Annotated in this window: 27 protein-coding genes, 1 pseudogene and 1 riboswitch; of the genes and pseudogenes, 12 read left to right on the top strand and 16 right to left on the bottom strand. The window is 62.8% G+C overall.

Features of this window, described 5'->3' with window-relative positions; all coding sequences use genetic code 11:
* Positions 1-55 precede the first annotated feature (55 nt).
* Positions 56-133: riboswitch (SAM riboswitch) on the bottom strand.
* Between the two features lie 114 nt (positions 134-247).
* The 3 genes from Q1A32_RS19070 to Q1A32_RS19060 are packed head-to-tail and all read left to right on the top strand — an operon-like array spanning position 248 to position 2,641.
* Entirely contained in the window at positions 248-1,183 is a 936-nt protein-coding gene (locus Q1A32_RS19070; RefSeq protein WP_299656809.1) for an alpha/beta hydrolase, read from the top strand.
* A gap of 24 nt (positions 1,184-1,207) precedes the next feature.
* The gene (locus tag Q1A32_RS19065; protein ID WP_299656806.1) at positions 1,208-1,894 is read left to right on the top strand and encodes a glutathione S-transferase N-terminal domain-containing protein; all 687 of its coding nucleotides are present in this window, start codon (positions 1,208-1,210) and stop codon (positions 1,892-1,894) included.
* A gap of 30 nt (positions 1,895-1,924) precedes the next feature.
* Positions 1,925-2,641, top strand: coding sequence for a cyclic nucleotide-binding domain-containing protein (locus tag Q1A32_RS19060; RefSeq protein WP_299613855.1), 717 nt, complete (start codon positions 1,925-1,927; stop codon positions 2,639-2,641).
* Here Q1A32_RS19060 and Q1A32_RS19055 read toward each other — a convergent pair.
* The 4 genes from Q1A32_RS19055 to Q1A32_RS19040 form a co-directional block, all read right to left on the bottom strand.
* The gene (locus Q1A32_RS19055; protein ID WP_299613853.1) at positions 2,638-3,252 is read right to left on the bottom strand and encodes an inner membrane-spanning protein YciB; all 615 of its coding nucleotides are present in this window, start codon (positions 3,250-3,252) and stop codon (positions 2,638-2,640) included. The genes Q1A32_RS19060 and Q1A32_RS19055 overlap by 4 nt on opposite strands.
* A gap of 12 nt (positions 3,253-3,264) precedes the next feature.
* Positions 3,265-4,167, bottom strand: a complete 903-nt coding sequence (locus tag Q1A32_RS19050) for an EamA family transporter (protein ID WP_299656803.1) — start codon at positions 4,165-4,167, stop codon at positions 3,265-3,267.
* 51 nt (positions 4,168-4,218) lie between these two features.
* Positions 4,219-5,640, bottom strand: a complete 1,422-nt coding sequence (gene ftsY / locus Q1A32_RS19045) for a signal recognition particle-docking protein FtsY (protein ID WP_299656800.1) — start codon at positions 5,638-5,640, stop codon at positions 4,219-4,221.
* Positions 5,641-5,750: 110 nt separating this feature from the next.
* Positions 5,751-7,445 (bottom strand): NAD(P)H-dependent oxidoreductase subunit E, encoded by a 1,695-nt coding sequence (locus Q1A32_RS19040; protein ID WP_299656797.1) that lies wholly within the window; start codon positions 7,443-7,445, stop codon positions 5,751-5,753.
* 212 nt (positions 7,446-7,657) lie between these two features.
* On the opposite strand from Q1A32_RS19040, the gene Q1A32_RS19035 reads away from it, so the two are divergent.
* Entirely contained in the window at positions 7,658-8,689 is a 1,032-nt protein-coding gene (locus Q1A32_RS19035) for an alkane 1-monooxygenase (RefSeq protein ID WP_299656794.1), read from the top strand.
* A 49-nt stretch (positions 8,690-8,738) separates the two neighbouring features.
* Positions 8,739-9,134, top strand: coding sequence for a hypothetical protein (locus Q1A32_RS19030; RefSeq protein WP_299656791.1), 396 nt, complete (start codon positions 8,739-8,741; stop codon positions 9,132-9,134).
* A gap of 194 nt (positions 9,135-9,328) precedes the next feature.
* On the opposite strand, the gene xseA is transcribed toward Q1A32_RS19030, so the two are convergent.
* Positions 9,329-10,873, bottom strand: coding sequence for an exodeoxyribonuclease VII large subunit (xseA, locus tag Q1A32_RS19025; protein WP_299656788.1), 1,545 nt, complete (start codon positions 10,871-10,873; stop codon positions 9,329-9,331).
* Between the two features lie 67 nt (positions 10,874-10,940).
* Here xseA and purD point away from each other — a divergent pair, with 67 nt between their 5' ends.
* Complete coding sequence (gene purD / locus Q1A32_RS19020; RefSeq protein WP_299656785.1) at positions 10,941-12,212, top strand: phosphoribosylamine--glycine ligase; 1,272 nt, start codon at positions 10,941-10,943, stop codon at positions 12,210-12,212.
* 251 nt (positions 12,213-12,463) lie between these two features.
* Here purD and Q1A32_RS19015 read toward each other — a convergent pair whose 3' ends face one another.
* Genes Q1A32_RS19015 through Q1A32_RS19005 form a run of 3 tightly spaced genes read right to left on the bottom strand, consistent with a single transcriptional unit; the run spans position 12,464 to position 13,949 of the window.
* The gene (locus tag Q1A32_RS19015) at positions 12,464-12,868 is read right to left on the bottom strand and encodes a hypothetical protein (RefSeq protein ID WP_299656783.1); all 405 of its coding nucleotides are present in this window, start codon (positions 12,866-12,868) and stop codon (positions 12,464-12,466) included.
* Complete coding sequence (locus tag Q1A32_RS19010; protein ID WP_299656781.1) at positions 12,859-13,623, bottom strand: VCBS repeat-containing protein; 765 nt, start codon at positions 13,621-13,623, stop codon at positions 12,859-12,861. The genes Q1A32_RS19015 and Q1A32_RS19010 overlap by 10 nt, the downstream gene beginning before the upstream one ends.
* A gap of 2 nt (positions 13,624-13,625) precedes the next feature.
* Positions 13,626-13,949 carry a 2Fe-2S iron-sulfur cluster-binding protein gene (locus Q1A32_RS19005; protein ID WP_299656779.1) on the bottom strand — a complete coding sequence of 108 codons (324 nt, stop codon included), beginning with the start codon at positions 13,947-13,949 and terminating at the stop codon, positions 13,626-13,628.
* Between the two features lie 167 nt (positions 13,950-14,116).
* Here Q1A32_RS19005 and Q1A32_RS19000 point away from each other — a divergent pair, with 167 nt between their 5' ends.
* Together Q1A32_RS19000 and Q1A32_RS18995 are read left to right on the top strand one after the other, a co-directional pair.
* Positions 14,117-14,512: an OB-fold nucleic acid binding domain-containing protein gene (locus Q1A32_RS19000; protein WP_299656777.1), complete on the top strand. Its 396-nt coding sequence runs from the start codon at positions 14,117-14,119 to the stop codon at positions 14,510-14,512.
* 123 nt (positions 14,513-14,635) lie between these two features.
* Positions 14,636-15,160 (top strand): peptidoglycan-binding domain-containing protein, encoded by a 525-nt coding sequence (locus Q1A32_RS18995; protein ID WP_299656775.1) that lies wholly within the window; start codon positions 14,636-14,638, stop codon positions 15,158-15,160.
* 119 nt (positions 15,161-15,279) lie between these two features.
* Here Q1A32_RS18995 and Q1A32_RS18990 read toward each other — a convergent pair whose 3' ends face one another.
* From Q1A32_RS18990 to Q1A32_RS18960, 7 genes are all read right to left on the bottom strand, one after another.
* Entirely contained in the window at positions 15,280-16,752 is a 1,473-nt protein-coding gene (locus Q1A32_RS18990) for a Do family serine endopeptidase (protein WP_299656773.1), read from the bottom strand.
* 172 nt (positions 16,753-16,924) lie between these two features.
* The gene (locus tag Q1A32_RS18985; protein ID WP_299613825.1) at positions 16,925-17,119 is read right to left on the bottom strand and encodes a DUF2065 domain-containing protein; all 195 of its coding nucleotides are present in this window, start codon (positions 17,117-17,119) and stop codon (positions 16,925-16,927) included.
* Positions 17,119-18,030, bottom strand: coding sequence for a protease modulator HflC (gene hflC, locus Q1A32_RS18980; RefSeq protein WP_299656770.1), 912 nt, complete (start codon positions 18,028-18,030; stop codon positions 17,119-17,121). Before hflC ends, Q1A32_RS18985 begins: the two co-directional genes overlap by 1 nt.
* Complete coding sequence (gene hflK, locus Q1A32_RS18975) at positions 18,030-19,205, bottom strand: FtsH protease activity modulator HflK (RefSeq protein ID WP_299613821.1); 1,176 nt, start codon at positions 19,203-19,205, stop codon at positions 18,030-18,032. Before hflK ends, hflC begins: the two co-directional genes overlap by 1 nt.
* A 73-nt stretch (positions 19,206-19,278) precedes the next feature.
* Positions 19,279-20,757 carry an FAD-dependent oxidoreductase gene (locus Q1A32_RS18970; RefSeq protein ID WP_299656767.1) on the bottom strand — a complete coding sequence of 493 codons (1,479 nt, stop codon included), beginning with the start codon at positions 20,755-20,757 and terminating at the stop codon, positions 19,279-19,281.
* A gap of 11 nt (positions 20,758-20,768) precedes the next feature.
* Complete coding sequence (gene rpiA, locus Q1A32_RS18965) at positions 20,769-21,557, bottom strand: ribose-5-phosphate isomerase RpiA (RefSeq protein ID WP_299656764.1); 789 nt, start codon at positions 21,555-21,557, stop codon at positions 20,769-20,771.
* A 105-nt stretch (positions 21,558-21,662) separates the two neighbouring features.
* Positions 21,663-22,250 (bottom strand): hypothetical protein, encoded by a 588-nt coding sequence (locus tag Q1A32_RS18960; RefSeq protein WP_299656761.1) that lies wholly within the window; start codon positions 22,248-22,250, stop codon positions 21,663-21,665.
* A 124-nt stretch (positions 22,251-22,374) separates the two neighbouring features.
* On the opposite strand from Q1A32_RS18960, the gene Q1A32_RS18955 reads away from it, so the two are divergent.
* The 3 genes from Q1A32_RS18955 to Q1A32_RS18945 all read left to right on the top strand — a co-directional run bounded on the left by Q1A32_RS18955 (position 22,375) and on the right by Q1A32_RS18945 (position 25,544).
* On the top strand, positions 22,375-23,064 hold the full coding sequence (locus Q1A32_RS18955) for a glutathione S-transferase family protein (protein ID WP_299656758.1): 690 nt from the start codon (positions 22,375-22,377) through the stop codon (positions 23,062-23,064).
* Entirely contained in the window at positions 23,065-24,438 is a 1,374-nt protein-coding gene (locus Q1A32_RS18950) for an L-serine ammonia-lyase (RefSeq protein WP_299656756.1), read from the top strand.
* A gap of 188 nt (positions 24,439-24,626) precedes the next feature.
* Positions 24,627-25,544 carry a DMT family transporter gene (locus Q1A32_RS18945; RefSeq protein ID WP_299656753.1) on the top strand — a complete coding sequence of 306 codons (918 nt, stop codon included), beginning with the start codon at positions 24,627-24,629 and terminating at the stop codon, positions 25,542-25,544.
* On the opposite strand, the gene Q1A32_RS18940 is transcribed toward Q1A32_RS18945, so the two are convergent.
* Complete coding sequence (locus Q1A32_RS18940) at positions 25,462-26,181, bottom strand: thiamine diphosphokinase (RefSeq protein ID WP_299656750.1); 720 nt, start codon at positions 26,179-26,181, stop codon at positions 25,462-25,464. The genes Q1A32_RS18945 and Q1A32_RS18940 overlap by 83 nt on opposite strands.
* Before the next feature lie 138 nt (positions 26,182-26,319).
* Between Q1A32_RS18940 and Q1A32_RS18935 the strand changes: the two are divergent.
* Positions 26,320-26,906, top strand: a pseudogene (locus Q1A32_RS18935) (hypothetical protein); the annotation flags it as partial.

Here is a 26,906-nt window from a genome sequence, read left to right as displayed (position 1 = left end):
GGGCCTGAAAGGGGTCAGGCCACAAAAAACCCCCAGACGCGGGTCAAGCGAAAGGGGGGCTTTCATCCTGACCTTTTAGCGGAATTGTTTAACGTGGCCCGCAATCCGGTAACAAATCGCCACGGGGAACGAATTACGCCCGCAGCATCACAGCGTCAACACCGTCACGGTGGTGTAACCTAAAATTCATCCCTGCCCCCTATGGCTGTACCATAGCAGCGCCACAACATGTGGTGGGAGGTGCGGCATGCCCATCCTGAGACTGAATGCAGGCCCCGACGGGCTGGTCTTGCATGGCTCACCTGCCCCGGCTCTACCGACGTTGCGCCGCGCAGCGAAAGGCTCTGGCCCGATCATCATCCTGATCCACGGCTTCAAATACGATCCGAATGTACCAACCTATTGTCCTCACAACAGAATTTTTGGAAAAGGCACCGCTGAGGCGCGCACGCAGACCCAATGGCTCCGCCCGCTTGGCTTTGCCAGCCGGCACGCGGGCGAAGGGTTGGCGATTGCATTTGGATGGGGCGCACGCGGCAATCTTTGGAATGCGCAACTTTCCGCGCGGGCGGCAGGCGTGGCGTTGGCGCAAGCGATCAGGGACATTCGAGCGGTTGCCCCTTTCCGCCCGATCCATGCCATCACCCACTCAATGGGGTCGGAAGTCATCTTTGAGGCGCTGCGCCATCTGCCCGCCCGCGCGCTCCACCGTGTCTTCACGATCACGGGGGCCAGCTATGCCAGTGTCGCGACAGCCGCGATGGAGACGCCTGCAGGACGGTCCGCCCAGCTTATGAACATCATCAGCCGCGAAAACGATGTATTTGACCTGATGTTCGAACGTCTGATGGCTCCGGCCGTCCCGATGGACCGCGCAATGGGATCCGGCGTGCACCTGTCCAATGCGGTGAACATCCAGCTTGATTGCCCCAAGACGTTGGCCGCCCTGGCCCGGTTTGGCGGTCATGTGAGCGGCCCGGAACGACGTGTGTGCCACTGGTCCGGTTACACCCGTCCCGGTGCGCTTCGGTTCTATGCGCGCGCGCTGCGCTCTGCCGATGACATAACACTCGAGGCGCTCAAGGCTGCATTGCCAGCCATGCCGACACCACGTTGGTCACGCATCTTTGCTGTGCCCCAAATGCCGTCCTACTTGCCCGCGCGTCAGAAAACCGCAACATGATCTCCGGATTGCCCGGAGGACTGCATGATCGATCTGTATTACTGGCCCACGCCAAACGGCTGGAAGGCCTCTATCGCGTTGGAAGAGTTTGGCCTGCCCTACAACGTGCATCTGATCAACATCGGCAACGGTGATCAGTTCGCGCCCGAGTTCCTCAAGATATCCCCCAACAACCGCATGCCTGCCATCACCGATCCCGACGGACCGGACCGCGCGCCGATCTCGATCTTTGAAAGCGGGGCGATCCTGCAATACCTCGCCCGCAAGACCGGTCAGTTCGGAGGAACGTCCGAACGGGACCGTATTGCCGTGGACCAATGGCTCATGTGGCAGATGGGCGGGGTTGGGCCGATGGCAGGACAATGCCACCATTTCCTGAAATACGCGCCGCAGATGGGCCACGATATTGCTTATGCAAAGGATCGGTACCGGAATGAAACGGCGCGCCTGTATGGCGTGCTGGACCGGCAATTGGCGGACAACGAATATGTGGCTGGCGACTATTCCATCGCAGACATGGCCATCTGGCCGTGGGCATCCTTGTGGGAAGGACAGGAACAGACCTTGGACGACAAACCGCATTTGGCCCGTTGGCTGGACACTGTCGGCAGCCGTCCGGCGGTCCAGCGCGGCCACGCTTTGCATCTTGATTTGCGCACGGCCAAGCAAGACAAGTCTGCCCAAGACACATTATTCAAACAAAAGAACTGACCGAAACGGCAACGGCAGGAGACCCGAAACATGTTCATGGTCAGCGATTACGTGGCGCCGGAGGCGGTTATTCTGTCGGCGGGCGCCGTCTTTACAGTCGGCTATCTGATCACCAACCAGATTGTCCTGCGCGTGATGATCCTGCTGGGGACGTGCCTTTATACCTATTACTACTTCACCGCAGCCGACACGCCATTGTGGGAGGCCATCTATACCTCGATGGTCATGGGCACCGCCAACCTGATCGGGCTGGCCAGCCTGCTCTGGCATCGATCCAGCCTTGCGGTGCCTGTTGCACATCGCGACATTTACCCGCTGTTCGAAGGGCTACCGCCCGGTGACTTCCGCGATCTGGTCAAACGGGCAACGCGCCATGTGCTGGAAGAACGCACGCAGGTCACAACCGAAGGTGTGCAGCCGGAAAAGCTGTACTACGTGATTTCCGGCCCCATCCACATTACCAAACGGGGCGAGCGGTTCACCATGCCACCCAATCTGTTCGTGGGCGAAGTTGCCTATGCCACCCAGCAGACAAGTGCCGCGACCACGCGTTTGGATGCAGGCAGCGAAGTGCTGGAATGGGACGTGGCCGAGTTGCGCAAGCGGGCGCAGAAGAATTCGCGCTTTGCGCTGGCGATCGAGGCGATGATCACCAAGGATCTGGCGTTGAAAGTTGCCTTTGCCGTGGCGCCCCATTCCGGGGATTGGAACGAAGACGCTGCGAATGCGCGGAGCAAGCGGGCCTAGGCCTGCTCCTCATCATCTTCCGAGATCATGTGGTCCTGCAGGGCCGCAAACTGGAAAAAGATGAATGCCACCATGGCGATGGGAAAGCCGAAGGTTTCGATCTTGACCCATGTGTCTGTAGACATGGTGCGCCAGATCACTTCGTTCGCGACGGCCAGCACGGCGAACATAGCACAGAGCCTTCGGGTCAGGATCATCCAGCCCTCATGCGCCATGGGCACCGCATCAGACAGGACAAAGGCCAGCCAGCTTTGCTTGCGCAAGAGGCCAATCCCCAGCAGCAGCGCGAAAAGGCCGTAAACGATGCTGGTCTTCATTTTGAAGAACCGTTCGTCGTTGAACCACGCGGTGAGCGCGCCGAAGAAGATGACCATGAACGCGGTGAAGATCTGCATCCGGCTGAGCTTGCCCGTGAGCGCCCACAGGACCGCCATCGCAATCAGCAGGATCGGCACGAAGATCAGCGTGGCGACGATGAAGCCGGAGTAATCGGTGCCCGCCCACGTGTAGGTGTTGTCGCGGATGCGCAGGTAGATCAGGAAAAAGACCAGTGGCGGGCCCAGTTCAAGGACCTGTTTCATCAGCGGATTGATCTCGCGCGCGTCTGCCATGCTGTGCCCTTTTTATCCGCCCATCTCGACGATCACAGCCCCGGCGGCGATCAGCGCCATCAGGGCAATTCTGCGCGGTCCTACCGTTTCTTTCAGCACCAGCCAACCGATGATTGCGGCAAATACGGTCGAAGTTTCGCGCAAGACCGCCGCCTCGCCCACCTTGTCGAGCCGCGTGGCCATCATGATGGAGCCGAAACTGAGGAAGGCAATGATGCCACCGATCACACCTCTGAGCATCAGGGGCGGCAGAGCGGGTGGATTCTCCATCCGGCGCCAGCGCATGTAGGCGATGGGTGGCATGAAGATACCGTCGATCATGAAGAACCACGCAAGGAAGGTGAACGGGTTTTCCGTGGCCCGGATTCCGTAGGCGTCATAGGTGGTATAGAGCGCCACGAACAGGCCGGTGATCACGGCGAGCGCCAGGGCCATAGGCAGTGTGTCGCGGTTGGTTTGCAGGTTCCGCAGGTTGTAGAGGGCGAGGCCGTAGATGCCTGCGAGCAAGACCCCGACGCCCATCCACTGGATGATCGTGAAGGTTTCTGAGAACAGGAAATACGCGCCGATCACGGTGAAGAGCGGACCCGTGCCCCGGACCACCGGGTAGACGACGGTGAAATCGCCCTTCGTGTAGGCCCAGGCTTGCAGCACTTTGTAGCCCACGTGGATCACGAAAACGACGCCGAAAATGGGCCACATATGGGGCTCGGGCCAGGGGACCACGAAGAGGGCAAAGGGAGCGGCCATGAGGCCGTAGGAGGCGTCGATCGCGCCGCGGGTCAGCCAGGGATCGTGGCGGCCTTTCTGGAGGGCACCGAAAACGGCGTGGAGAAAGGCGGCCAGAATCGCGAGGTAGAGGGCCACGGTATGGCCCGTTTCCGTGCCTTCGATGCTGGCCAGCCATTCGGTCATTCAGGGGGTGTCCCAGCGTGGGACATTTTGCAAGCCATTGATTTTGCTAACTTACGAACCTTCCAAATTCGTTAACGCCGCCGCGAACTCCTCTGGATCGAAGGGGGACAGATCGTCGATTTGCTCCCCCACACCGATGGCGTGGATGGGCAGACCGAACTTGTCGGCGAGGGCCACCAGCACGCCGCCCTTGGCCGTGCCGTCAAGCTTGGTCATCACGAGGCCGGAGACGTCCGACACCTCCTGGAACACCTTGACCTGATTAAGCGCATTTTGTCCGGTGGTCGCGTCCAGCACCAGAAGCGTGTTGTGCGGTGCGCTGTCGTCGATCTTGCGGATGACGCGGACGATCTTGGCCAACTCCTCCATCAGATCACCACGGTTTTGCAGACGGCCCGCGGTGTCGATCATCAAGAGATCTGCCCCTTCGGCCCGCGCCTTGGTCAGCGCATCGAAGGCAAGGCTGGCGGGGTCTGTGCCTTCGGGGGCGGTCAGCACCGGCACCCCTGCCCGGTCGCCCCAGACCTGCAACTGTTCCACGGCGGCGGCGCGGAACGTGTCGCCTGCGGCGATCACCACGGATTTGCCTGCGGCGCGGAACTGGCTGGCGAGCTTGCCGATGGTCGTGGTCTTGCCCGATCCGTTCACGCCCACGACCAGCACCACTTGGGGCTTTTGGGGATAGAGCGGCAGGGGCTTGGCCACAGGGTCCATGATGCGGGCGATTTCCTGCGCCATGAGTTCCTTGATTTCCTGCACCGACAGCTTTTTGCCCATGCGCCCTTCGGCCATGTTGGCAGTAACGCGCAGGGCCGTGTCGACGCCCATGTCGGCGGCGATCAGCAGCTCCTCCAGCTGTTCCAGCATGTCGTCGTCGAGCGTCCGGCGCATGACGGGTGCGGCGGTGCTGCGGCCCAACAGGCGGCCCAGAAGGCCGCGCTTGGGTTGCTCGGGCTCGGGGGCCGCCTCCAACAAAGCGCTTGGCGGGATGGCCGCGGGCATGGGGGCCGGTTCGGGATCGACGGCCTGCGGGATTTCTTGAGCGGCCGCTGCGGGTGTGTCCATTTCGACATCCACCGCTGGCGGTATGCTTTCAGGCTCAGGCTCAGGCTCAGGCTCAGGCTCAGGCTCAGGCTCAGGCTCAGGCTCAGGCTCAGGCTCAGGCTCAGGAACGATGATCGGTTCCGGGTCGGGCGCAACCGGCGTTTCGACCGGGGTTTCCTCGGGCATCGGTGCCGGGATCGGGTCCGAGATCATCGGCGCTTCGACCGGGGTGGGCTCTGGCATCGGGTCCGGCATGCTGGGCATTTCGACCGGGGTCGGCTCCGGAAGAGGCTCAGGCGTGGGCACGATTTCCGGGTCGGGGGCTGCGGCCTCTTGCACACCGCCATCTTCGACAATCGCCTCCAGCCCCTCGTCAATTTTGGACGAGGATTTGAACAGCCGATCCTTGAGTTTCTTGAAAAATGCCATGATGCCCCGAGACTTGATCTGCCCCCTGACCTAATACGCGCGCCCGGCCATGAAAAGGCAGGACTGCGCGGATCATCGATTGGATTGGGGCGCGGTCGGCGCGCGCGGCCTTAAATCTCGTCCCCGAAATGCTTCATCACCAGCTTGATCGGATTTGGCGCGGCCTGCCCCAGACCGCAGATCGACGCGTCGGTCATGGCGGTGCACAGCTCGTCCAGCAGGGGTTGATCCCATGTGTCCGCCTGCATCAGCTTGACCGCTTTTTCGCAGCCCACGCGGCAGGGCGTGCACTGGCCGCAGCTTTCATCTTCAAAGAATTTCAGCATGTTGAGGGCGGCGTCGCGGGCGCGGTCCTGATCCGACAGGATGACGACCGCCGCAGACCCGATGAAGGTGCCGTGGGGTTGCAGCGTGTCGAAGTCGAGCGGGATGTCGTGCATCATGGCAGGCAAGAGACCGGAGGACGGGCCGCCCGGCTGGTAGGCTTTGAAGGTGTGGCCGTCGGCCATGCCGCCGGATGCTGCAATGATGTCGGTGATCGTGGACCCTGCGGGCAGAAGGTGGACACCGGGGTTTTTGACGCGGCCCGAGACGGAGTAGCTGCGCAGGCCTGTGCGCCCGTTTTTCTCGGTGCTGTTCAGGACTTGCGCCCCTTCGCGGCAGATGCGTGCGATCCAGTGCAGGGTTTCGACGTTGTGGACCAGTGTGGGCTGGTTGAAGATGCCGACCTGCGCCACGTAGGGGGGCCGGTGGCGCGGCAGGCCGCGCTTGCCTTCGATGCTTTCGATCATCGCGGATTCTTCGCCGCAGATATAGGCGCCCGCGCCCCGGCGCAGGTCGATGTAGCCTTGGGGGACGAGGTTTGCGTCTTCGAGTGCCTTGATTTCTTTTGCTAATATTTCGAGGACCGCCGGGTATTCGTCGCGCATGTAGATGAAGCATGTGTCGGCTTCGACCGCCCATGCGGCGATGAGCATGCCTTCAAGGAACAGGTGTGGCGTGCGTTCGAGGTAGTAGCGGTCTTTGAATGTCCCCGGTTCGCCCTCGTCCCCGTTTACCGCTAGATAGCGGGGGCCTGCATTGGCCCGCACGAAGCCCCATTTGGTGCCTGATGGGAAGCCAGCGCCGCCCAGGCCCCGGAGGCCGCTGTCCTTGATTTTGGCTTGGACGTCTTCCCAGTTGCCATTGTCGCGGAGGGTGAGGAGTGCATCGTAACCCCCTGCTTTTTTGTATTTTTCGAGGGCTTCATAGTCGGGGACGTGCGCATGGGTGTCGCCTGCGGCGATGGCGGCGTGGACTTTTTCCGGCGTGGCGTTGTCGATGTGGTTGTGGCCAAGTTCCAGCACGGGGGCCGTGTCGCAGCGGCCCATGCAGGGGGCGCGCAGGACGCGGACTTCGCTCGGGTCGAGCCCGTCTTCGAGGGCGGATTTGAGCTGTTGCGCGCCGGCCAGTTCGCAGCTGAGCGAGTCGCAGACGCGGATGGTGAGCGCGGGGGGTGGGGTTTCGGTTTCCTTTACCACGTCGAAATGGGCGTAGAAGGTGGCGACCTCGTAAACCTCGGCCATGGAGAGCCGCATTTCTTCGGCCAGCGCGCGCAGGTGGGCGGCCGACAGGTGGCCGTATTTGTCCTGAATCAGGTGCAGGAATTCGATCAGCAGGTCGCGGCGGCGGGGTTGGTCGCCAAGGAGGCTGCGCACCTCGTCCCAGGCTTGATCCTCGAGCGCGCGGCCCTTGGGACGGACGCGCCCCTTGCCCTTGCCCGATTTCCAGACACCCTTGCCCTTGGTGGATTGATCCAGCGCCATTGCGTGCACTCCTGCCCCTGCTTTGGGCGGAGCGTATCAGGGCGGCTGCGCGCCAATCAGCCCAAAAGCGACGCACGGGCGCTGAAATGACGCGCCTATCGTCACCATGCTGTCGTCAATCGGTCACGCTTTGGCAGCAAATCGGTGCTAACTGCGTTCGTTCCTGCGGTGTGATACCGTGCGCCGACCAAAACCGGAGTGATTCTGCGCTTATGCCTGCGCTTTTGCCCTTTGCCATTGCGAGCTTTCTGCCGGGTGTTTGTCTGGCGGCGGCGTGTCTGTGGGGTGGACCGTGGCCTGTTGTGGCCGTGTTGGCGATCACGGTGGTGGTGTTCTTTCTGGACAAACTGCCGGTGCGCCGCGGTGTCACGGATGCGACGGGGCATCGGTTGTCGGAGGCCTTGGGGGTCGCGCATTTCGGTCTGCTGATCCTGGCGGTGTGGGCAATGGGGCGCGATCTGCCTTTGCTCGACAAGGGGTTCATCGTGGTGGCGGCGGGTCTGTATTTCGGCCAGATCTCGAACTCGAACGCGCATGAGTTGATCCACAGGGCCGATCGGTGGGCATTTCGTCTTGGGGCGGCGTGTTACAGTTCGATCCTGTTTGGCCATCACACCAGTGCGCACCGGTTGGTGCATCACATCCATGCGGCCACCCCCAAGGACCCTGCCACCGCGCGCCGTGGCGAAGGGTTCTGGGCCTATTTGCCGCGCACATGGGTGGGCAGTTTTCGCGCAGGGTTGCGGGCAGAGCGGCACCGCCATGGCGGTGCGGCCCTTCCGCGCCCATACCAAGCCTACGTTCTGGGCGCGGTTCTGAGCATCGCCGCAGCCTACGCCCTTGCCGGTCGTGCGGGTGTTGTGGGGCTGGTCCTGATCTGTGCCTACGCGCAAATCCAGCTGATGTTGTCGGATTACGTGCAACATTACGGGCTGAGCCGGGCCGTGTTGCCGGATGGCAGGCCCGAGCCCATGGGTCCTGCCCATTCATGGAACGCACCGCACTGGTATTCGAGCGCCATGATGCTGAACGCACCGCGGCATTCTGCACATCATGCGCGCCCGGCCACATCTTTTCCGCAGCTTGACCTTGATGCCGGCACCATGCCGATGCTGCCGCACGCGTTGCCGGTCATGGCGGTGATTGCGCTGGTCCCGCCCATGTGGCGCAGGATCATGGACAAGCCTGTTGATCGGTGGACGGATCCAACGGCGCAGGGCGGAATGACGCCCGCGCCTGCGTGACGCGCCACAACGGCTGGAACCTCTGGTTCAGCTCTGGCACAGTGCGCGCATGATCCATCGCGCGCTTTTGACATCCCTGTGCCTGCTGGCCACTTCGGCCGCCGCTGACCCCATGACCGCAGCCGAATTCGAGGCCTATGTCACTGGAAAAACACTGTATTACGGCCGATCCGGAGAGGCGTATGGCGCCGAAATCTACCATGAAAACCGGCGCGTGACGTGGTCCTTCCTGGATGGGGAATGCAAGGAAGGCCGCTGGTATGACGAAGGGCCATTGATCTGCTTCGTCTACGAAGACCGCCCCGACCCGCAATGCTGGACCTTCGAGCGCGGTGCGGGAGGCCTGATTGCCACGTTTGAAAACAATCCCGACAGCACCGAACTGTACGAGGCGCAGGATGTCGGCGAAGAAATGATCTGCCTCGGGCCCAAGATCGGCGTTTGACCCGGGCGGCGGACGGCACGTCCGCCTTACGATATCCACCTGCCTACGATTATTTCCGTAAGGCGCATCTTGATGTGCCTGGAGCGCTGATTTGTGTTGGACCCAAGATAGGATGTGCGGCGGGCGGACGACACGTCCGCCTTACGCGGTCCACCTGCCCGCAGTGATAATCGTAAGGCGCATCCTGATGCGCCCTAGAACAACGATCCCTGTTCGGGCGGCTTGCCAGCACCTTTCTTGCCGGTTGCCTTGCCGCCACCCAGCTTCAGGCGGCCATCGACAAATTCGATCTCGAGCCCGCTGGCATGTTCGGCATCCGCCTTTGTCGTCAGCACTTCGCCGCCGCCGCGCACGACGGCATAGCCGCGTGCCAGTGTCGCCTTGTAGCTGAGCGTTTCGCGCAGCCTGTCCATCGCGTCGAGCTTGCGGTGCAGGGTTTGCAACTGCCGCTGTCCCGCCGCCTGCATCCGTGTTGTCACGTCCGCCAGCCGTTCGGATTTACGCGTTGTGTCCTGCGCGATGCGCGCGGGTGTCAGCCGGGCGGCGCGCGTCTCGAACCGTTCGCGCTTGGCCGCCGCGACGCGGGCCAATGCGGGTTCCAGCCGCATGGACAAGGCGCGGAGGCGGCGTTTTTCTGCATCAATACTGCGCTGTAATGTGGCGGGGCGCAGGCTGCCCGACACTTCGGAGAGCTTCACCTTGCGCCTTTGCACCCCGGCAATGAGGGCGGGGCCAAGCTGCCCTCCGGTGACGTCGAGCCGCTGGCGTGGCACCTCGACCAATGCGTCCGCACGCGGCAGGGCCCGCGCCAGATCGCGCAGGCGCTGTTCGCGCCGCTGCATGCCGCCGCTGACAGACCCGGTCATGCGCGCGCCTGCCTGTTCCACCCAGGCCAGCAATTCGTGCCGGACAGGCACCGCCATTTCGGCGGCTGCCGTGGGCGTCGGTGCGCGCCGGTCGGACACGAAGTCGATCAGCGTGGTGTCCGTCTCGTGCCCCACGGCAGAGATCACCGGGATGTCCGACGCCGCCGCAGCCCGCGCCACCACCTCTTCGTTGAAGCCCCACAGATCCTCGACCGAACCGCCGCCGCGTGCCACGATCAGCAGGTCGGGTCGCGGCATGGCCCCGCCCGGGGACAGGGCATTGAAGCCCTGAATGGCGCGCACCACTTCGGGCGCGCAATTGGCCCCCTGGACAGCGACGGGCCAGACCAGCACTTTGCGCGGGAAGCGATCGCGGAGCCTGTGCAGGATGTCACGGATGACAGCCCCCTGCATCGACGTCACAACCCCGATCACATCCGGCAGGTAGGGCAAGGGCCGCTTGCGCGCGTCATCGAACAGCCCTTCTGCCGCCAGTGCCTTTTTGCGCTTTTCCAGCAGCGCCATGAGCGCGCCCTGCCCGGCGATGGCAATGCGTTCGGCATTGAGCGAAAACTTGGACTGGAAGCCCGAGGCCGTCATGCGCCCTTCGGCCACGACCTCCATCCCCTCTTCGGGCATGGTGCCAAGGCCCGGCACCTGCCCCTTCCACGTCATGCAGGACAGGACGTTCCGGTCATCCTTGAGGTCAAAATAGAGGTGGCCGGAGCGTGCCAGCACCACGCGCCCCACTTCGCCCTTGATCCGGACCCAGCCCAGTTCGCCCTCGATCAGCTTGCGGACTTTGCCCGCGATTTCCGAGACCGAGAATTCGGGTGTGTTTGATCCGGGAACGGGATCGTCGAGCAGGTCCATGAGGCATCCTTGTGCAGCGCGTCTGCCCAGCTTAGAACGCAGCCCAGCGAAGGCCAAGGAGCAAGCGATGAACATTCTGATCTTGGGCGGTGGTGGCCGTGAACACAGCTTGGCCTGGGCGGTGTTGCAGAACCCGAAATGTGACCGTCTGGTCGTGGCCCCCGGCAATGCAGGCATCGCGGCCATTGCGGAATGTGCGACACTCGACATCGAGGATGGCGGCACGGTCGTGACCTTTGTCGAGGAAGAGTGCATCGACTTTGTGATCGTGGGCCCCGAAGCGCCGCTGGCTGCGGGTGTGGCGGACCGGTTGCGCGATGCGGGTGTGCTGGTGTTTGGCCCCAGTCAGGCGGCGGCGCAGTTGGAAGCCTCCAAGGCGTTTACCAAGCAAGTGTGCGACGCGGCAGGTGCGCCGACGGCCGCCTATGGGCATTTCACGGATGCGGCAGCCGCGCGGGCCTATGTGTCGGATCGGGGTGCTCCCATCGTGGTCAAGGCCGATGGTCTGGCTGCGGGCAAGGGCGTGATCATTGCCGAGACCGTGGAACAGGCCCACGCCGCCATTGACGACATGTTCGGCGGTGCCTTTGGCGGTGCGGGTGCCGAGGTCGTCATCGAGGAGTTCATGCAGGGTGAAGAGGCCTCTTTCTTTGTGCTGTGCGACGGTACGGACGTGTTGCCCATCGGCACGGCGCAGGATCACAAGCGCGTCGGCGAAGGCGACACCGGCCCCAATACGGGCGGCATGGGGGCCTATTCCCCCGCGCCTGTTCTGACCGATGCGATTGCCGAGCGGGCGTTGTCCGAGATCATTCGTCCCACCATGGCCGAGATGGCGGCCCGCGGCATGCCGTATCAGGGTGTGCTTTATGCCGGTCTGATGATCGAAGACGGTGCACCCCGTCTTGTCGAGTACAACGTGCGCTTTGGCGATCCGGAATGTCAGGTGCTGATGATGCGGTTGGGCGCGCAGGCGTTTGACCTGATGCATGCGGCGGCCGAAGGGCGGCTGGGTCAGGCGCAGGTCAACTGGGCCGATGATCATGCAATCACCGTTGTGATGGCGGCCGATGGCTATCCGGGCAGCTATGACAAGGGTGCCGAGATTGGCGGGCTTGACGCGATGCCGGAGACCAGCAGCCAAATGGTGTTTCACGCAGGCACCACCGCCCGGGATGGCAAGATCACCGCATCCGGCGGGCGGGTTCTGAATGTCACGGCGCGCGGGTCATCATTGGCGGAGGCGGCGCGGGCGGCCTATGACATGGTGGATGCCATTGACTTTCCGAGCGGGTTTTGCCGCCGTGACATCGGATGGCGGGCCTTGGACAAGGGGTAAGGGGTGACCGTCCCTTTTCCTCTGGTCCAGGACGGTGCCCGCCAGAGGCTTCTGCCTTCTCGCCTAGGCGGACCGGTCAAACCCATGACATGGTGGATGCCATCGACTTTCCGAGCGGATTTTGCCGCCGTGACATTGGATGGCGGGCCTTGGACAAAGGGTAAGGCGCGACCGTCCCTCTTTTCCTGGTCCAGGACGGTGCCAGCCAGAGGCTTCTGCCCTCTCGCCTGAGCGCAACCGTCAAACCCATCTCAGGAGATCGGGACCTGGGTACAGGCCACCGGGTCGTCGCTGATGTCGACGACTTCCTGCACTTCCCCCAAGTCATCGACAGACGCCACGAACAATCGGGCGTCCCGCAGGAACGGGACCCAGCAGTGCCGGACGCCCGGTGCGTCATCGTCGTAGTCAAAGCAGATCTGGCCCTCGTCCACCGTCACGGCACCGTAGGCGCAGGTGCCGTTGGCCCGGGCCCAGACCGTGCGGTCGCGCGACAGGAACTGTTCTGTTCCCACGGGCTGACGGTCCGGGAAGGTCGCAAACGCGGCCGTCCGGTTCGCAACGATATCGAGGAACTGCTCCGGCGACAGGCGGTCCTGGGCGATTGCGGGTGCCGCACAGAGCAGCAACAGAACGGCGAGGCGGATCACTGGCACGCCATTGCACGGGCAAATGCGGGCCGTGTTGTATCCGGTCCGATCGCGGCGCGCTCGAAATGTGCCCCGTCCCAGTGCACGGCCACAAGGCCGGACCAGTTCGCCGTGGCAAGGATCATCTCGGGACGGCCAGTGCAGGTGCGTATGCCGCCCGCGATGTCGACCTCTCCGATGCGGTGATTGGTCAGACCGGGCAGATCGGCCACGGGCGTCAGCGTGCCTGCATCGTAACGCCAGAGGCGCAGGGTCTTGGCCAGATGGGGACGGTCGATATAGGCGATCTCGACCTTGCCATCCCCGTCCAGATCGGCAGCCCCCAGGGGGGCGAGCCAGCGGTTGCGGGCGCCGATGTGCGGCGTTTCGGTGATCTTGCCATCCGGGCCGTAGACGGCAAAGGCGCCGCCCGCCTGTGTGTCTGTCTCGACCACGAGAACCTCGGGCGTGCCATCCCCGTCCAGATCGGCAAGCCGCGGCGCCACATCTTCGAAGACGTGGTCACGGGGCAGCACAAACCGGCGTATTGCGCCGTCCTGCATGATCAGCTCAAGCGTGCCCCATTCGATCGCGTCCCCGAGAATGCCGTGCGCGTAGCGATCTGTCGGGTCGGCGTAGCGCGCCGATGCGATCACATCCGCCAAGGCGGGAGCCGCGGTCGCCAACAGGGCCGGCACCGCCAGCCACAGGCGCAACGCTTGCAGAACGCCGCGTGCGGAACGCGGCAAGGCGCGCAACAGCGGACGCGGCGCCTTGGCCATAGTCAGATCTGCTTTTCGGGCATCTGCACAACCAGGCCATCCAGCGCGTCGGTCACTTTCAACTGGCAGGTCAGGCGCGAGCGCGTCTCGTCGGGCTCGTAGGCGAAGTCGAGCATGTCGGTTTCCATGTCGTCCTTGCCGGGCAGCTTTTCCACCCAGTCGGCGTTCACATAAACGTGGCATGTCGAACAGGCGCAGGCGCCGCCGCAATCGGCCTCGATGCCCGGAATGTTGTTGTCGCGCGCGCCTTCCATGACGGTCAGGCCGTTGGCCACGTCCACCACATGTTCGGTGCCGCCATGTTCGATATAGGTGATCTTGGCCATAACCGGCCCCCCTTTGTCCTTGGTTCCGCATATCTCTACCGGGCAGGACATAAGGCTGCCAGCCCCTTTTGCGACCCTCGGCTTTTCCACTTGCGACACCGGTCATATGTTCTATCTTTGTTCTTATGTTGGTATTCCCCTCGTCCGCCAGTGATCAAGGCCCGGCCATGGCCCAAAGGTGGCCCCGCCCCCCTTCCTGCCTGCGTGCGTCCGAACTGGACCTGCCGCCGCTCAATGCACGTATTGCCGTGGCGGGGCTTGTGATCCTGCGCCAGCGGCCCGGGACCGCCAAGGGCGTGATCTTTGTCACGCTCGAGGATGAGACGGGCGTTGTGAACATCATTGTCTGGCGGCATATCTACGAGACGTTCCGCCGTGCCGTGGTGGCGGGGCGGATGCTGAAAGTGACAGGCCGCCTGCAGCGGGCCCACAGCGTCACCCATGTTCTGGCCGAAGAGATCGAGGATATTTCCCACCTGCTTGACCAGTTGCTGGCCGAAGGCACGGGGCGGCGTGTGGGGGCAGAGGCCCGCACCGACACATGGGACAGCCGCAAGGGGTGAGCTGCGTCCCGGAAACGCTCCGGGGGAGCGTTTCAGCAGCGAACGGGCGGAGCCCAGGCGGGACTAGGCAGCGGTCAAACACCCGGTTATGTTGCATGCAAAAGCCCAGTCAGAGGCCCGAGCATGACAATCAAAGCCTACGCACCCGGTCTGGCCGCAGTCTTGGCACTTGCCGCCTGCGCCGAGACCGACGCCGTGACATCGGCATCGAATATCGATCCGATCTCGCTTGCCACTGCGCCTGCTGGCGCGGCCCCCGGCACGTGTTGGAGCAAGACCGTCACCCCGGCCGTGGTCGAGACGGTCAGCCGCAAGATACAAGTGCAGCCCGCACAGGTCAGCACCGACGGGCGTGTGCAGGCCCCGCCGATCTACAAGACCGAAACCCGGCAGGAGGTTGTGCAGCCCCGACGCGAGAGCTGGTACGAGATCATTTGTGATGCCGACGTTACCCCGGACTTCGTCTCTTCGGTCCAGCGGGCGCTTGAAGCGCGCGGTTTTTACCAAGGCCCGATCACGGGTCAGTTGGACATGCGCACCCGCGCAGCCATCAGCCGTTTCCAGCAATCGGAGGGCGGCGACGGCAAGGTCCTGTCCATTGAGACGGCGCGCAAACTGGGGCTGATCACTGTGATCCAACCCACCTGACCTGTCGGGCGCACCAAAGGTGCGCCTTACGATGTCAGCCCATCACCCAGACAACCGAACACGAAAAAAGGCGCCCCAAAGGGCGCCTTACATGTTTGATTTCAGGATGTGTTGCCTGACTACTCAGCCAGGCTGAGCGCCACGAAGCGCGGATCGCCCGCACGCCGCACCAGAAGCAGCAGCGACTTGCGCCCGGCCTCTTCGACATCTGCCAGCCGCGTTTCGAACTCGGCAATGCTGCTGACCTTCTGCTGGCCCGCTTCGGTGATGATGTCACCTGCCCGCAGCCCCTTTTCGAAGGCTTCAGTGGTTTCATCCACTTCGATGACTGCCAGACCTTCCTGATCCGCATCCGCGCCCAGTTGCTCGCGCAGCTCGTCCGTCAGCGTGCTGAGGGTCAGACCCAGGATATCCTTGGTTTCCGCCTCTGCCGGTTCGTCGTCGGCCGGGGCTGCCGCGGGCACGGCGCCTTCGGCTTCTTCCCGGCGGCCCAGCGTGATCCGCAGGGTCACGGTTTCACCGTCGCGGAACACGACAACGCGCACCGTTTCGCCCACGGGGCTGTTGCCGACCTGACGCACGAGGCCACGTGTGTCAGCCACATCGACGCCTGCAAAGCTCAGGATCACGTCACCGTCCTGCATGCCGCCTTCCATGGCCGGGCCTTCGGGCACCGATGTCACGAGGGCACCAGCCGTGTTCTCAAGGCCAATGGCTTCGGCGATGTCGTCCGTCACGTCCTGAATGCGCACACCCAGCCAGCCACGGCGCGTCTCGCCGAATTCCTGCAGCTGGTCGACCACGCGCGTCACGACATTCGACGCCATGGAAAAGCCGATGCCGATCGAGCCGCCATTGGGCGACAGGATCGCCGTGTTCACGCCGATCACCTGTCCGTCCATGTTGAAGAGCGGACCGCCCGAGTTGCCCCGGTTGATGGCCGCATCCGTCTGGATATAGTCGTCATAGGTCCCTGACAACGCGCGGTTGCGGGCCGATACGATCCCGGCCGAGACCGAAAAGCCCTGCCCCAGCGGGTTGCCCATCGCAATCACCCAGTCCCCCACACGGGCCGTGTCGCTGTTGCCAAAGGGCACATGCGGCAGCGGTCCTTCCGCTTCGACCTTGAGAAGGGCGATGTCGGTGTTGGGGTCGGTGCCCACGAGTGTCGCGGTCAGTTCGTCGCCGTTGAAAAACTCGATATTGATCTCGTCTGCACCTTCGATGACGTGGTTGTTAGTGACAATGAACCCATCCTCGGAGATCACGAAACCCGAGCCCAGTGCCGAGGACCGGCGGGGGCGGTCGCCCTGCCCGTTGCGGTCCTGGAACTCACGGAAGAAATCTTCGAAAGGGGAGCCTTCGGGCACGATGCCCTGCGGGCCGGTCCGCCCTTCGATCACTGTCGAGGTGGTGATGTTCACCACCGATGGGCTGATCTGTTCCGCCAGGGGGGCGAGGCTTTCGGGGCGCGCCTGCGCCATCAACGCCTGCGCCAGCACAAAGGCCAGCGCCAATGCGCCCAGCCAGAGGGCGCGCATGTAGGGCGTGGGGGAAAGCTGTCGGGTGACGGCGATTGCCTGTCGCTGCATCAGGGTACTCCTGCATTCTCTTTTCGACCGTTTTGGTCATCTTGCACACGGGGTTGCGCAACTGCGCACAGGGTGCATGTAGGGTTGCATCCTTGCAACATCAAAGATGGATCATCGTGTTCAGGTTTCAACAGACCGTGATCATTGCGTGAACGGACCTAGGGGAAAGGTGTTACAAACCGATGAAAAACGCCAGCCAGATGCAGATGAGCCCACTCACCAGCACCAGCGCGCCGAATTGACGGCGTACATTCAGGGGCAGCGTGCGCAGAACTTCGAGCACCCGTTCGATAAGCGAAGGGGCCAGCACATAGGCCAGCCCCTCTACAAGCATCACAAGTCCGAGGGCCAGAAAGACCCAGGCCATTATTGACCCGAAGCAGCGGCGGCGGCAGCCGCGGCGTTCGCGGCAGCACCGGTGGGCGACTTCAGATAGTTGAAGAACTCGGAGTCCGGTGACAGGACCATGGTCGAGTTCGAGCCCCGCAGAGACCGCTGGTACGCGGTGAGTGACCGGTAGAATTCAAAGAATTCCGGGTCCGCACCAAAGGCTTCGGCAAAGATACCGTTGCGTCGGGCGTCGGCCTCACCGCGGATGATCTCGGCCTGACGTTCGGCGTCGGATGTCAGCTCGACCACTGTCCGGTCCGCCTGGGCCCGTACACGCTGGGCCGCCTCATTACCACGGGCGCGTTCGTCGGTGGCTTCACGCTCACGTTCCGCACGCATCCGTTCAAAGGTGGCATCCAGGTTTTCCGCAGGCAGGTCGGTCCGCTTCAGGCGCACGTCGACCACTTCGATGCCCAGCGCGCGGGCTTCGGCAATCGCACCGTTGCGGATGCGCAGCATCAGGGCGGCACGGTCGGAGCTCAGGATGTCGTTGGACGACACCGAACCCAGCACTTCGCGCAGCTCGTTCCGCAGAATACCGTCGATCCGGCGTTCAGCCGCGCCTTCGCCGCCCGTACCAACGGCTTGCCGGAACTGGTTCACATCCGTGATCCGGTAGCGGGCAAAGGCGTCGACAACCAGACGACGGTCATCCAGCGGCGTCACTTCGAGCGGTTCGACATCACGGCTCAGGATACGGTCATCATAGCGCACGACCTCTTGGATCAGCGGGATCTTGAACGCCAATCCCGGCTCTTCCTTGATGTCCACGACACGACCGAATTGCAGAACCAGCGCCTTTTCACGCTCGTCCACGATGAAGAGTGACGACAGGCCGATGGCCCCAATCACAACCACGATGGGCAGAAGAAATGCAGATTTACGCATCAGTTCGACTCCGCTGTGTTACGGCGCAACTCGTTGAGCGGCAGATAGGGCACAACGCCCTGCCCTCCGGCCCCTTGGTTTTCATCCAGAATGATCTTGTCCACGCGGCCAAGCACCTCTTCCATGGTTTCCAGATACAGACGTTTGCGGGTCACATCCGGCGCCTTGGCATATTCCTCCAGAACAGCGGAGAAGCGGCTGGCTTCACCCTGTGCCTGGTTGACCTGCTGGGCGCGATACCCTTCGGCTTCTTCCAGAAGCTGGGCCGCCTGACCACGTGCTTCGGCGAGCACCCGGTTGGCATACGCATCCGCCACGTTTTGCAGACGGTCGCGTTCCTGTTCGGCCGCCTGAACGTCGCGGAATGCGTCGATCACGGACGCCGGCGGGTCGGCTTTGTCGAAGTTGACGCGGATGATGTTCACACCGCTGTTGTAGCTGTCGAGCGTGCTTTGGATCAGGTCCTGCAGCCGTTCGGCAATGGCACCACGGTCCCTGTTCAGGATCGGCGCCAGATCGGATTGCGCGATGATCTCACGCATGGCCGACTCGGACACCGCCCGGATGGTTGGGCGTGGGTCGCGCAGGTTGAACAGGAACTTGTCCGGTTCCGTGATGTTCCAGACCACCTGAAAGTCGATGTCCACGATGTTTTCGTCGCCTGTCAGCATCAGGCCTGCGTCACCGCCACGACCGCCCACACCGATCTCTTCGGTCTGTTCGCGGGTGACCGGGATCACTTCGGCTGTCACGACGGGCCACGGGGCAAAGTTCAGCCCCGGATTGCCCACGGACGAAAACTCGCCCAGGAACAGCTCAACCGACTGTTCTTCGGGCCGGACCGTGTAAAAGCTGGCCATCCCCCAAAGGACAATCGCAGCCACCGCGGCAAGTCCCAGCGTGCCACGTGTCAGGAACGGGCCACCGCCGCCACCTGATCCGCGCCCGCCACCGGTGCCGCCACCGCCGCGACCGCCCATCAGGACGCGCAGTTGTTCCTGGCCCTTTTTGACCAATTCGTCGATTTCGGGGATCTGCGGACCCTCATCACCGGGGCCGCGTCCGCCATTGCCGCGACCACCGCCGCCGCGCGAGCCATTGCTGCGACCATCATCGTCGCCACCGCCGCCCGAGTTTCCGCCACCCCCCCAGGGGCCGCCTGTATTGCCAGCCATGTGGTATTGTTCTCCTCTTGCCGTGCAGCCTGTGCCGCACCTTGTGCATAACCTGTGTTTTTTACCTAGAAATTCAAGCAGTCCGCATTGGGGTTCGCATGGTCACGATCTCTTCTGACATGGTGGGGTGTACGGCCACCGTTCTGTCGAAATCTTCCTTGGTGGCCCCCATTTTGATCGCAACGCCCGCAAGCTGGATCATCTCGCCCGCATCCGGTGCGACGATGTGACAACCCAGTACCTTGCGCGTCTCCTTGGACACAACCAGCTTCATCAGCACCCGGTCGGGTTTGCCGGCGAAGGCTGTCTTCATCGGGCGGAATGACGTGCAGAACACCTCGATCTCTTCGCGGTCGCGCGCGTCTTCCTCGCTGAGGCCAACGGTGCCCATTTCGGGTTGGGTGAAGATGGCCGAGGGGATCAGGTCGTGATCCACGGCGGTCGGGTTGTCCTTGAATGCCGTCTCCACAAAGGCCATGCCCTCGCGGATGGCGACAGGCGTCAGGTTGACCCGATTGGTCACGTCGCCAATGGCATAGACGCTGTCGGCAGCCGTTTTCGAGTATTCATCCACCACGATCTCGCCCCGGCGGCCAATCTCGATCCCGAGGTCTTCGAGGCCCATGTCATCCGTGTTCGGATCCCGGCCCGTGGCAAAGAGCACCATGTCGAAGACACGCTCGCGCCCGTTGGTCGCCTTGACCCAGATCGGGCCGCCCCGCCCGGCGCTGGCCTCATCCGCGGTGCCATCATTGGCCATGACGTTTTCCTGCTGGACGCTTGCGCCCATCGCGGCATCCGATCCGGTTGGACCTGACTCCGTATGGTCGTCAGAGGCCAGCCCCATCTGCACGATATTGGTGCCGGTGTGCAGGTCGATCCCCCGGTCCCGCATCGCTTCGGCAATCAGGCCGCGCGCCTCGTCATCAAAGCCACGCAGGATCTGCGCGCCGCGATAGTATTGCGTCACCTCGACCCCCAGCCCGTGCAGGATGCAGGCAAATTCGCAGGCGATATAGCCGCCCCCGATGATCAGGATCGACTTCGGCAAGGTTTCAAGGTGAAAGATGTCGTCGCTGACGATGCCCAGATGCGCGTTTGGCATGTCGGGGCGCACGGGCCGTCCGCCGGTGGCGACGAGGATGGTCTTGGCGGTTTTGGTCTGGCCGTCCGACAGTTCGACCGTGTGCTTGTCCTTGAGCTTGGCGCGGGCATCAAAGGTGTCGACGCCGGAGTTCTTCAGAAGGCTCCGATACACGCCTTCGAGCCGGTCCAGTTCGTTGTTCAGGTGGCTTCGGAAGTTCTGCCAGTCGAAGGTGCCGGATGTCATGTTCCAGCCATAGGCGTTGCCCACCTCGGCCACGTCGCTGAATTCGCTGGCAAAGACCATGAGTTTCTTGGGCACGCAGCCCCGGATCACGCAGGTGCCGCCATAGCGATCTTCTTCGGCCAGGGCCACTTTGGCGCCCGCCTCGCCTGCCGCGACCCGTGCGGCGCGCACACCACCTGAGCCGCCTCCGATCACGAAGAGGTCATAGTCATAATCCGCCATGGCGCTTGTCCTTAGTCTGCAAGATCGGTGAACAGGTTGTCGCTTTCGAGAAAGTCGAGCCGGTCCTGTTCCACCGTTCCTTCGTTGATGTCGCGCACTTCGACCCGGCCATCGCCGTAGCCAATCACGACCGCATCACAAATATCGATAAAGAGACCATTTTCAACCACGCCCGGCATCTGGTTGATCACCAGGCTCAGTTGGCGTGGGTTGCCGATGCGTTGCAAATGCAGATCGAGGATGTGGTTGCCTTCGTCCGTGATGAAGGGCCGTTCCCCGTTCATCCGCAGGGTGGACTGACGGCCCAGAACGTCCATGGAAATCAGGGTTTCCTCGACCAGCGCCTGCGTTGTCTGCCAGCCGAAGGGTATCACTTCGATGGGCAATGGGAAGGCGCCCAGATGTTCGACCTCTTTGCCGATGTCGGCGATCACCACCATTTGATCGGACGCGGTCGCCACGATCTTTTCCTGCAGCAGCGCGCCGCCGCCGCCCTTGATCAGGTTGAGGTCGCCGTCGAACTCGTCCGCACCGTCGATGGTCACGTCGAGCCACTTGGCCTCATCGAGGCTGATCACCTCGATCCCCACTTCGCGGGCCAGATCAGCGGTGCGGGTCGATGTCGGTACGCCCTTGAACCGCAAGCCCCCTTCGCGGACCTGTTCGCCCAGGCAGCGCACAAGCCAGGCCGCCGTTGATCCGGTGCCAAGCCCCACCCGCATTCCATCTTCGACATAGTCGGCCGCGCGCTTGGCTGCGACGAACTTGGCCTTGTCGATGGGCGACAATTCTCCGGACATGTATGCGACTCCCCTCGTGGTGCTGGGCTTATACGCAGCCGTGACGCGTCTTGCGACCCCCCAAGGACGCAATTTGCTGCATATTCCAGACGGTCTTGACGCGGATCAGGCAGGGGCACCCAAAAGGGTCATCGCATCGAGGACTTCGTCCAGCACGACACGACCATCCCCGTCCATGTCAAAGGTCATCATGGCCCGCATCGCGGCAGCCGCCTCTGCACTGAGGCCGGTGCGCGCGGTGGCGCTGGCATGGCGGCGCAGCTCGGCCCAGCTGGCGGTGCCGTCCCGGTCCGTATCTGCCGCGCGGTGCCAGACCAGAAGCCGCCCGCGCATTGTCGCGGATGCAGCGCCCAGCAAGACATCCAGTTCGGCGCGCGTGACGGCAAGATCGTCGTTCAGGTCCGCCTCAAGCAAGCGCCGCATCTCTCTTGCACGCAGCCGCGCGTGTTCGGCAGCAATGGCGGTTTCGATATTCGCCTTGGACAGCCCCTGCGGGCCACCATAGCCAAGGATCAGTCCGGCGGCTTCCTCGACAAACGCGTTGGGCCGTGCGCGCATCCTGTTCAATGTGGCCCCGGGCGTGCGCGCGATCAGCGCATCAACCAGCGCCTGCCCCGGCCCGTCCTGCGCAAGAGCGGCCCGCCACGGCATCAAACACGCCACCAAAGACATCATCAACAAGATCCAGCGCATGAGGTGTCCTCCTGCCCTCAGCCAACCGCAAGATGGTAAATGGCAGGTTAAGCGTGGTCCATTCTCTGACCTTTTGGTCGTTTTGAGACATCGGATCGTTCGGGCGTCGGTCTACATATCGGTCATGAGTTACATCTTGCATTATGCCCCCGACAACGCGTCCCTGATCGTGCGGCTTGCACTGGACAGCATCGGCGCGCCCTATGAGACCGTTCTGGTCGACCGGGCGCGGCAGGAACAGCGCGGGGCCGCATACCGGCAGCTCAATCCCAACGGGCTGATCCCCACACTTGAAACCAATGACGGTGCCATCTTTGAAACGGGTGCGATCCTGCTGTGGCTGGTGGACACGCATCGCGCCCTTGGCCCTGCGCATGATCAGCCGGGGCGCGGCGACTTCCTGAAATGGCTGTTCTTTTGCGCCAATACTTTGCACCCGCACATGCAAATGCTGTTCTACCCGCAGAAACTCGTGGGTGGGGACACACGTGACCAACAGCGGGTGATCGACGGCACGCAGCGCGCCATTCTGCAAGATCTCGACACGCTCGAGGCTGCAGCGGGCACCGTCTTTGGCACAGACACACCCACCGTTATCGACATGTATCTGGCTTGCCTGCTGCGCTGGTCCGCGATTTACGGCCCCGACGACCGCGCCTGGTTTCGACTTGCCAAGTGGCCGCAGCTTGCCCAAATCTGCATCCGGATGGACGCCCTGCCTGCCACTGTACGTGCACAAAGCGCCGAAGGGCTTGGCCCCACCCCGTATTCCGCGCCACAACGCGCCAATCCACCCGAAGGATCTGCCCTCTAGATGTTCCTGTCTGTTTTCGAGATGTTCAAAGTGGGCATTGGCCCGTCATCTTCACACACCATGGGCCCGATGGTGGCTGCGGCGCGGTTCCTCGACATGATGCGGGCCTCGCCCTTTCACTTTGCCGGTGTGCGGGTGTCACTGCATGGCTCGCTCGCCTTTACCGGCGTTGGGCACGCCACTGACCGCGCGACGATCCTTGGCCTTGCCGGGTTTGTCCCGGACACTTATGACCATGACAAGGCCGAAGCGGTACTGGCAGACCTTGCGGCCACCCAAAAGCTGCATCCCGAGGACCTGCCACCGCTGCACTTCGATCCGAAGGTTGATCTGGTCTTTGACTACGACACCCAGCTGGCCGGGCATGCAAACGGCATGGTCCTGATGGCCACGGACGCCCAGGGCGACGTCACCCTGCGGCAGGTATTCTATTCCATTGGCGGCGGTTTCGTGATGACCGAGGAAGAGCTGGCCGCAGGCAAGGCCACGGATGAAGGCGCCCCCGTGCCCTACCCGTTCAAATCAGCCGCCGAGATGCTTGAGATGGCGGACGCCTCGGGCAAGACCATTGCGGATATGAAACGCGCCAACGAAGTGTCGCGCAACGGCGATCCTCATCTGAAGTCGGGCACAAGACGGCTGTGGCAGGTGATGACCGACTGCATTGACCGGGGCCTGACCACCGATGGCACCTTGCCCGGTGGCCTACAGGTCAAGCGCCGCGCCAAGGGTATCTATGACAAGCTGATGGAAGAACGCGGCATGAACCTGACGGCACCGCACACGATCAACGATTGGATGAGCGTGTACGCGATGGCCGTGAACGAAGAAAACGCGGCAGGCGGTCAGGTGGTGACCGCCCCCACCAACGGTGCCGCCGGCGTGTTGCCGGCAACGCTGCGCTATTACCTCGACCATGTTCCCGGCGCGTCCGAGGCCCATGTCGAAGACTTCCTTCTGACCGCAGCGGCCATTGGTGGGCTGGTCAAGTACAATGCCTCCATCTCGGGGGCCGAAGCCGGGTGCCAGGCCGAAGTGGGCAGTGCTTCCGCCATGGCCGCGGCAGGTCTGTGCGCGGTGATGGGGGGAACGCCCGGCCAGATAGAGAACGCCGCCGAGATTGCGCTCGAACACCATCTGGGCATGACCTGCGATCCGGTGCGCGGCCTCGTGCAGGTGCCATGCATCGAGCGCAATGGCTTGGGTGCGATCAAAGCGGTCAGCGCCGCCAGCCTTGCCCTGCGCGGCGACGGCACGCACCTTGTCCCGCTTGATGCCTGTATCGAGACGATGCGGCAGACGGGCGTCGACATGAGCGAGAAATACAAGGAGACGTCGCTGGGTGGGTTGGCGGTGAACGTGCCCAACTGCTGAGATGTCACCTGCGCCACATCTGAACAGTGGCGGCACCTCTTTGGGTGCGGTGGGTGGGTGAATTTGCGCAGCAAAGAGTGCACCCGCTGCACAATCGTTAACCACAATCACAACCATGACGCGAAGTAGCGTCACGCGCGCACGAAAGCAGTGGTTGATCTCCGGTCACGGAAAAGTAGCTTGGCGGGATGGCACAAGACCGTCCTCTTCTCGGCATCCTGTTGATGCTGGGCTTTTGCATCGTGGCCCCTGTAGGGGACGCGGTGGCCAAGGTGCTTGGTCAATCCGTACCGCTGAGCCAATTGGTCCTTGTCCGTTTCGCGGTCCAGGCCGTGATCCTGATACCGATTGTCTGGGCGGGACGGCGGCTCTGGAAGATGCACGGACGGGTCTTATGGTTAACGCTGTTACGCACCGTGCTGCACATCCTTGGCATCGGCGCAATGTTCACGGCCCTGCAATACCTGCCACTCGCGGACGCAGTCGCCATCGCCTTTGTCATGCCGTTCATCATGCTGCTCTTGGGCAAATACGTGCTGGGCGAAGAAGTCGGCAGCCGTCGCCTGATGGCCTGCATCGTGGGCTTCGTGGGCACGCTGATGGTTGTGCAACCCAGCTTTATTGAAGTGGGTTGGCCTGCCCTGTTGCCTTTGTTCGTTGCGGTCAACTTCTCGGTCTTCATGCTGGTCACGCGGCAGATCGCCAAGCAGACAGACCCCATCGGGTTGCAAGCAGTCAGTGGCGTGATGGCCGTCCTCATCATGGGTCCGCTGGTCCTGATCTTTCAGGGTCAGGACATTCCGGGCCTTGAACTGATCACGCCAAATGCGGTGGAATGGACCCTTCTGTTAACCATCGGCTTGCTGGGCACATCTGCGCATCTGCTCATGACGTGGTCGCTGCGCTACGCACCTTCGGCCACGCTGGCGCCGATGCAATACCTCGAAATTCCCTTTGCCACCGTCATCGGGTTTCTTGTCTTCAAGGACTTGCCGAATGGCGTGGCCGCCGTGGGCATCTGCATCACGGTCGCGGCGGGTCTCTACGTTGTTCTGCGCGAGCGGGCCATCGCCCGTGGGGTGACGCAAGCACCAGCGCCTGCGTAAGCGCCGTCAGGCAATGGCGCGGTGCAATCACGATCATGTCCGGGCCTGACATGGTTAACGTGACCGGTCCCGTCGCTTCGTTTGACGTCCCGATCGTGGTGACCGGATCAAATGCCAACCCATCGATGCACCACCTCAGGCCGGTTGATGTGCCCTCGACAGCGGCCAGCGGAAACAGGGACACCACATCTCCCCGGCGCGTCCGGAGGTGTACTTCCGGCGGACACAGCGTGACGATTTCCTCCGCTCCCACCAAGACACACGGCCGGTGTGCATGGCGCGCCAGCGCGTGCAGGCAGGCAAGTTGGTGATCCAACCGCCCGCCCAGAAATCCCGCGGCCAAAACCACGGGTGCATCGATATGGCGCAGGGCCTTGTCGAAGTCGGTGCTGTCTTGTTCAGCAACCCGGTGGTGTCGTTCTGCAGGGATCTGCGCCAAAATGTCTGCTGAAATTGAATCAAAATCGCCAATCACGGCATCCAGTTCAATCCCCGCCTCCGTCGCGAGACGGGCGCCGCCATCTGCCGCAACACACTGTCCAGAAAGGCTTTGCACCTCCTCCACATCGGCCAGGGATGCCGCACCGGCACCGTAAAGTGCGACGGGTTTTGAGCTGTGAACAATCGGGGAAGTCATCGGGGATTAATGCAATTTTCGGAAACAGATCACAATGTCGCCTTGAAATGATACCGTTAATGGCACAGATTCGGGCCGCTTTGGTCCGGTATTGCCCCTTAGGACAACCTTTGCATATCAGCAGAGGACGAGCATCCGATGATGAATAATAATAAGATACTGACAGTTTCCTACGGCACCTTCTCGTGCACGTTGGAAGGATTTGATGACAGCTTCGGGACAATGAAGGCGATTGCGGAGTATTTTCGCGATCTTGCTTCCGATGACAGGTATTTCGGGGCAGAGCCCCCGCAACCAGATGCCGAGATGTTGGCCCGCATCGCCGAGCGCGAGATTTCGCGCCGTGTGGAGGCGCGCGAACAAGAAGGCCGGATCGTGTTGAGCGCCGAGGCGCAACAGCCCGACGCGGGCGCGGCATCGCCCGCAGCACTGGCAGCCGCAACGGCCGCTCCGGCTGTGGCGCGTGCCAAGACGGACGACACGCCGGCAGATGCAGCAGCACAAGGTGATACCGAGCGTGCCGCTGCCGACAGCGTGCCAGCGGAAGACACCGCCGTGGACACGTCCACCGATGAGCCCGTGGCCGACGCGGTATCCGAGGAAGTGGCCGAAGAGGTCGTTGAAGCAGCTTCGGACGCGCCTGCGGTCGCCGAAGCCGAAGCCGAAGCCGAAGCCGAAGCCGAAGCCGAAGCCGAAGCCGAAGCCGAAGCCGAAGCCGAAGCCGA

Source organism: uncultured Tateyamaria sp., from assembly GCF_947503415.1.
GTDB lineage: Bacteria > Pseudomonadota > Alphaproteobacteria > Rhodobacterales > Rhodobacteraceae > Tateyamaria.
This window is presented reverse-complemented; position numbering and strand designations above follow the sequence as displayed.

What these genes read in the sequence shown, in the direction of transcription:
- Q1A32_RS19035 (WP_299656794.1), top strand. Translation starts at nt 7,658, where the DNA reads ATGCCTGCGCTTTTGCCCTTTGCCATTGCGAGCTTTCTGCCGGGTGTT.
- Q1A32_RS18985 (WP_299613825.1), bottom strand. Translation starts at nt 17,119, where the DNA reads ATGGCCTGGGTCTTTCTGGCCCTCGGACTTGTGATGCTTGTAGAGGGG.
- Q1A32_RS19070 (WP_299656809.1), top strand. Translation starts at nt 248, where the DNA reads ATGCCCATCCTGAGACTGAATGCAGGCCCCGACGGGCTGGTCTTGCAT.
- Q1A32_RS19005 (WP_299656779.1), bottom strand. Translation starts at nt 13,949, where the DNA reads ATGGCCAAGATCACCTATATCGAACATGGCGGCACCGAACATGTGGTG.
- ftsY (WP_299656800.1), bottom strand. Translation starts at nt 5,640, where the DNA reads ATGGCATTTTTCAAGAAACTCAAGGATCGGCTGTTCAAATCCTCGTCC.
- hflC (WP_299656770.1), bottom strand. Translation starts at nt 18,030, where the DNA reads ATGCGTAAATCTGCATTTCTTCTGCCCATCGTGGTTGTGATTGGGGCC.
- Q1A32_RS18960 (WP_299656761.1), bottom strand. Translation starts at nt 22,250, where the DNA reads ATGCGCTGGATCTTGTTGATGATGTCTTTGGTGGCGTGTTTGATGCCG.
- Q1A32_RS19060 (WP_299613855.1), top strand. Translation starts at nt 1,925, where the DNA reads ATGTTCATGGTCAGCGATTACGTGGCGCCGGAGGCGGTTATTCTGTCG.
- Q1A32_RS19040 (WP_299656797.1), bottom strand. Translation starts at nt 7,445, where the DNA reads ATGGCGCTGGATCAATCCACCAAGGGCAAGGGTGTCTGGAAATCGGGC.
- rpiA (WP_299656764.1), bottom strand. Translation starts at nt 21,557, where the DNA reads ATGTCCGGAGAATTGTCGCCCATCGACAAGGCCAAGTTCGTCGCAGCC.
- Q1A32_RS18970 (WP_299656767.1), bottom strand. Translation starts at nt 20,757, where the DNA reads ATGGCGGATTATGACTATGACCTCTTCGTGATCGGAGGCGGCTCAGGT.
- Q1A32_RS19055 (WP_299613853.1), bottom strand. Translation starts at nt 3,252, where the DNA reads ATGGCAGACGCGCGCGAGATCAATCCGCTGATGAAACAGGTCCTTGAA.
- xseA (WP_299656788.1), bottom strand. Translation starts at nt 10,873, where the DNA reads ATGGACCTGCTCGACGATCCCGTTCCCGGATCAAACACACCCGAATTC.
- Q1A32_RS19000 (WP_299656777.1), top strand. Translation starts at nt 14,117, where the DNA reads ATGGCCCAAAGGTGGCCCCGCCCCCCTTCCTGCCTGCGTGCGTCCGAA.
- Q1A32_RS18940 (WP_299656750.1), bottom strand. Translation starts at nt 26,181, where the DNA reads ATGACTTCCCCGATTGTTCACAGCTCAAAACCCGTCGCACTTTACGGT.
- Q1A32_RS18955 (WP_299656758.1), top strand. Translation starts at nt 22,375, where the DNA reads ATGAGTTACATCTTGCATTATGCCCCCGACAACGCGTCCCTGATCGTG.
- Q1A32_RS18950 (WP_299656756.1), top strand. Translation starts at nt 23,065, where the DNA reads ATGTTCCTGTCTGTTTTCGAGATGTTCAAAGTGGGCATTGGCCCGTCA.
- purD (WP_299656785.1), top strand. Translation starts at nt 10,941, where the DNA reads ATGAACATTCTGATCTTGGGCGGTGGTGGCCGTGAACACAGCTTGGCC.
- Q1A32_RS18995 (WP_299656775.1), top strand. Translation starts at nt 14,636, where the DNA reads ATGACAATCAAAGCCTACGCACCCGGTCTGGCCGCAGTCTTGGCACTT.
- Q1A32_RS19010 (WP_299656781.1), bottom strand. Translation starts at nt 13,623, where the DNA reads ATGGCCAAGGCGCCGCGTCCGCTGTTGCGCGCCTTGCCGCGTTCCGCA.
- Q1A32_RS18945 (WP_299656753.1), top strand. Translation starts at nt 24,627, where the DNA reads ATGGCACAAGACCGTCCTCTTCTCGGCATCCTGTTGATGCTGGGCTTT.
- hflK (WP_299613821.1), bottom strand. Translation starts at nt 19,205, where the DNA reads ATGGCTGGCAATACAGGCGGCCCCTGGGGGGGTGGCGGAAACTCGGGC.
- Q1A32_RS19030 (WP_299656791.1), top strand. Translation starts at nt 8,739, where the DNA reads ATGATCCATCGCGCGCTTTTGACATCCCTGTGCCTGCTGGCCACTTCG.
- Q1A32_RS18990 (WP_299656773.1), bottom strand. Translation starts at nt 16,752, where the DNA reads ATGCAGCGACAGGCAATCGCCGTCACCCGACAGCTTTCCCCCACGCCC.
- Q1A32_RS19065 (WP_299656806.1), top strand. Translation starts at nt 1,208, where the DNA reads ATGATCGATCTGTATTACTGGCCCACGCCAAACGGCTGGAAGGCCTCT.
- Q1A32_RS19050 (WP_299656803.1), bottom strand. Translation starts at nt 4,167, where the DNA reads ATGACCGAATGGCTGGCCAGCATCGAAGGCACGGAAACGGGCCATACC.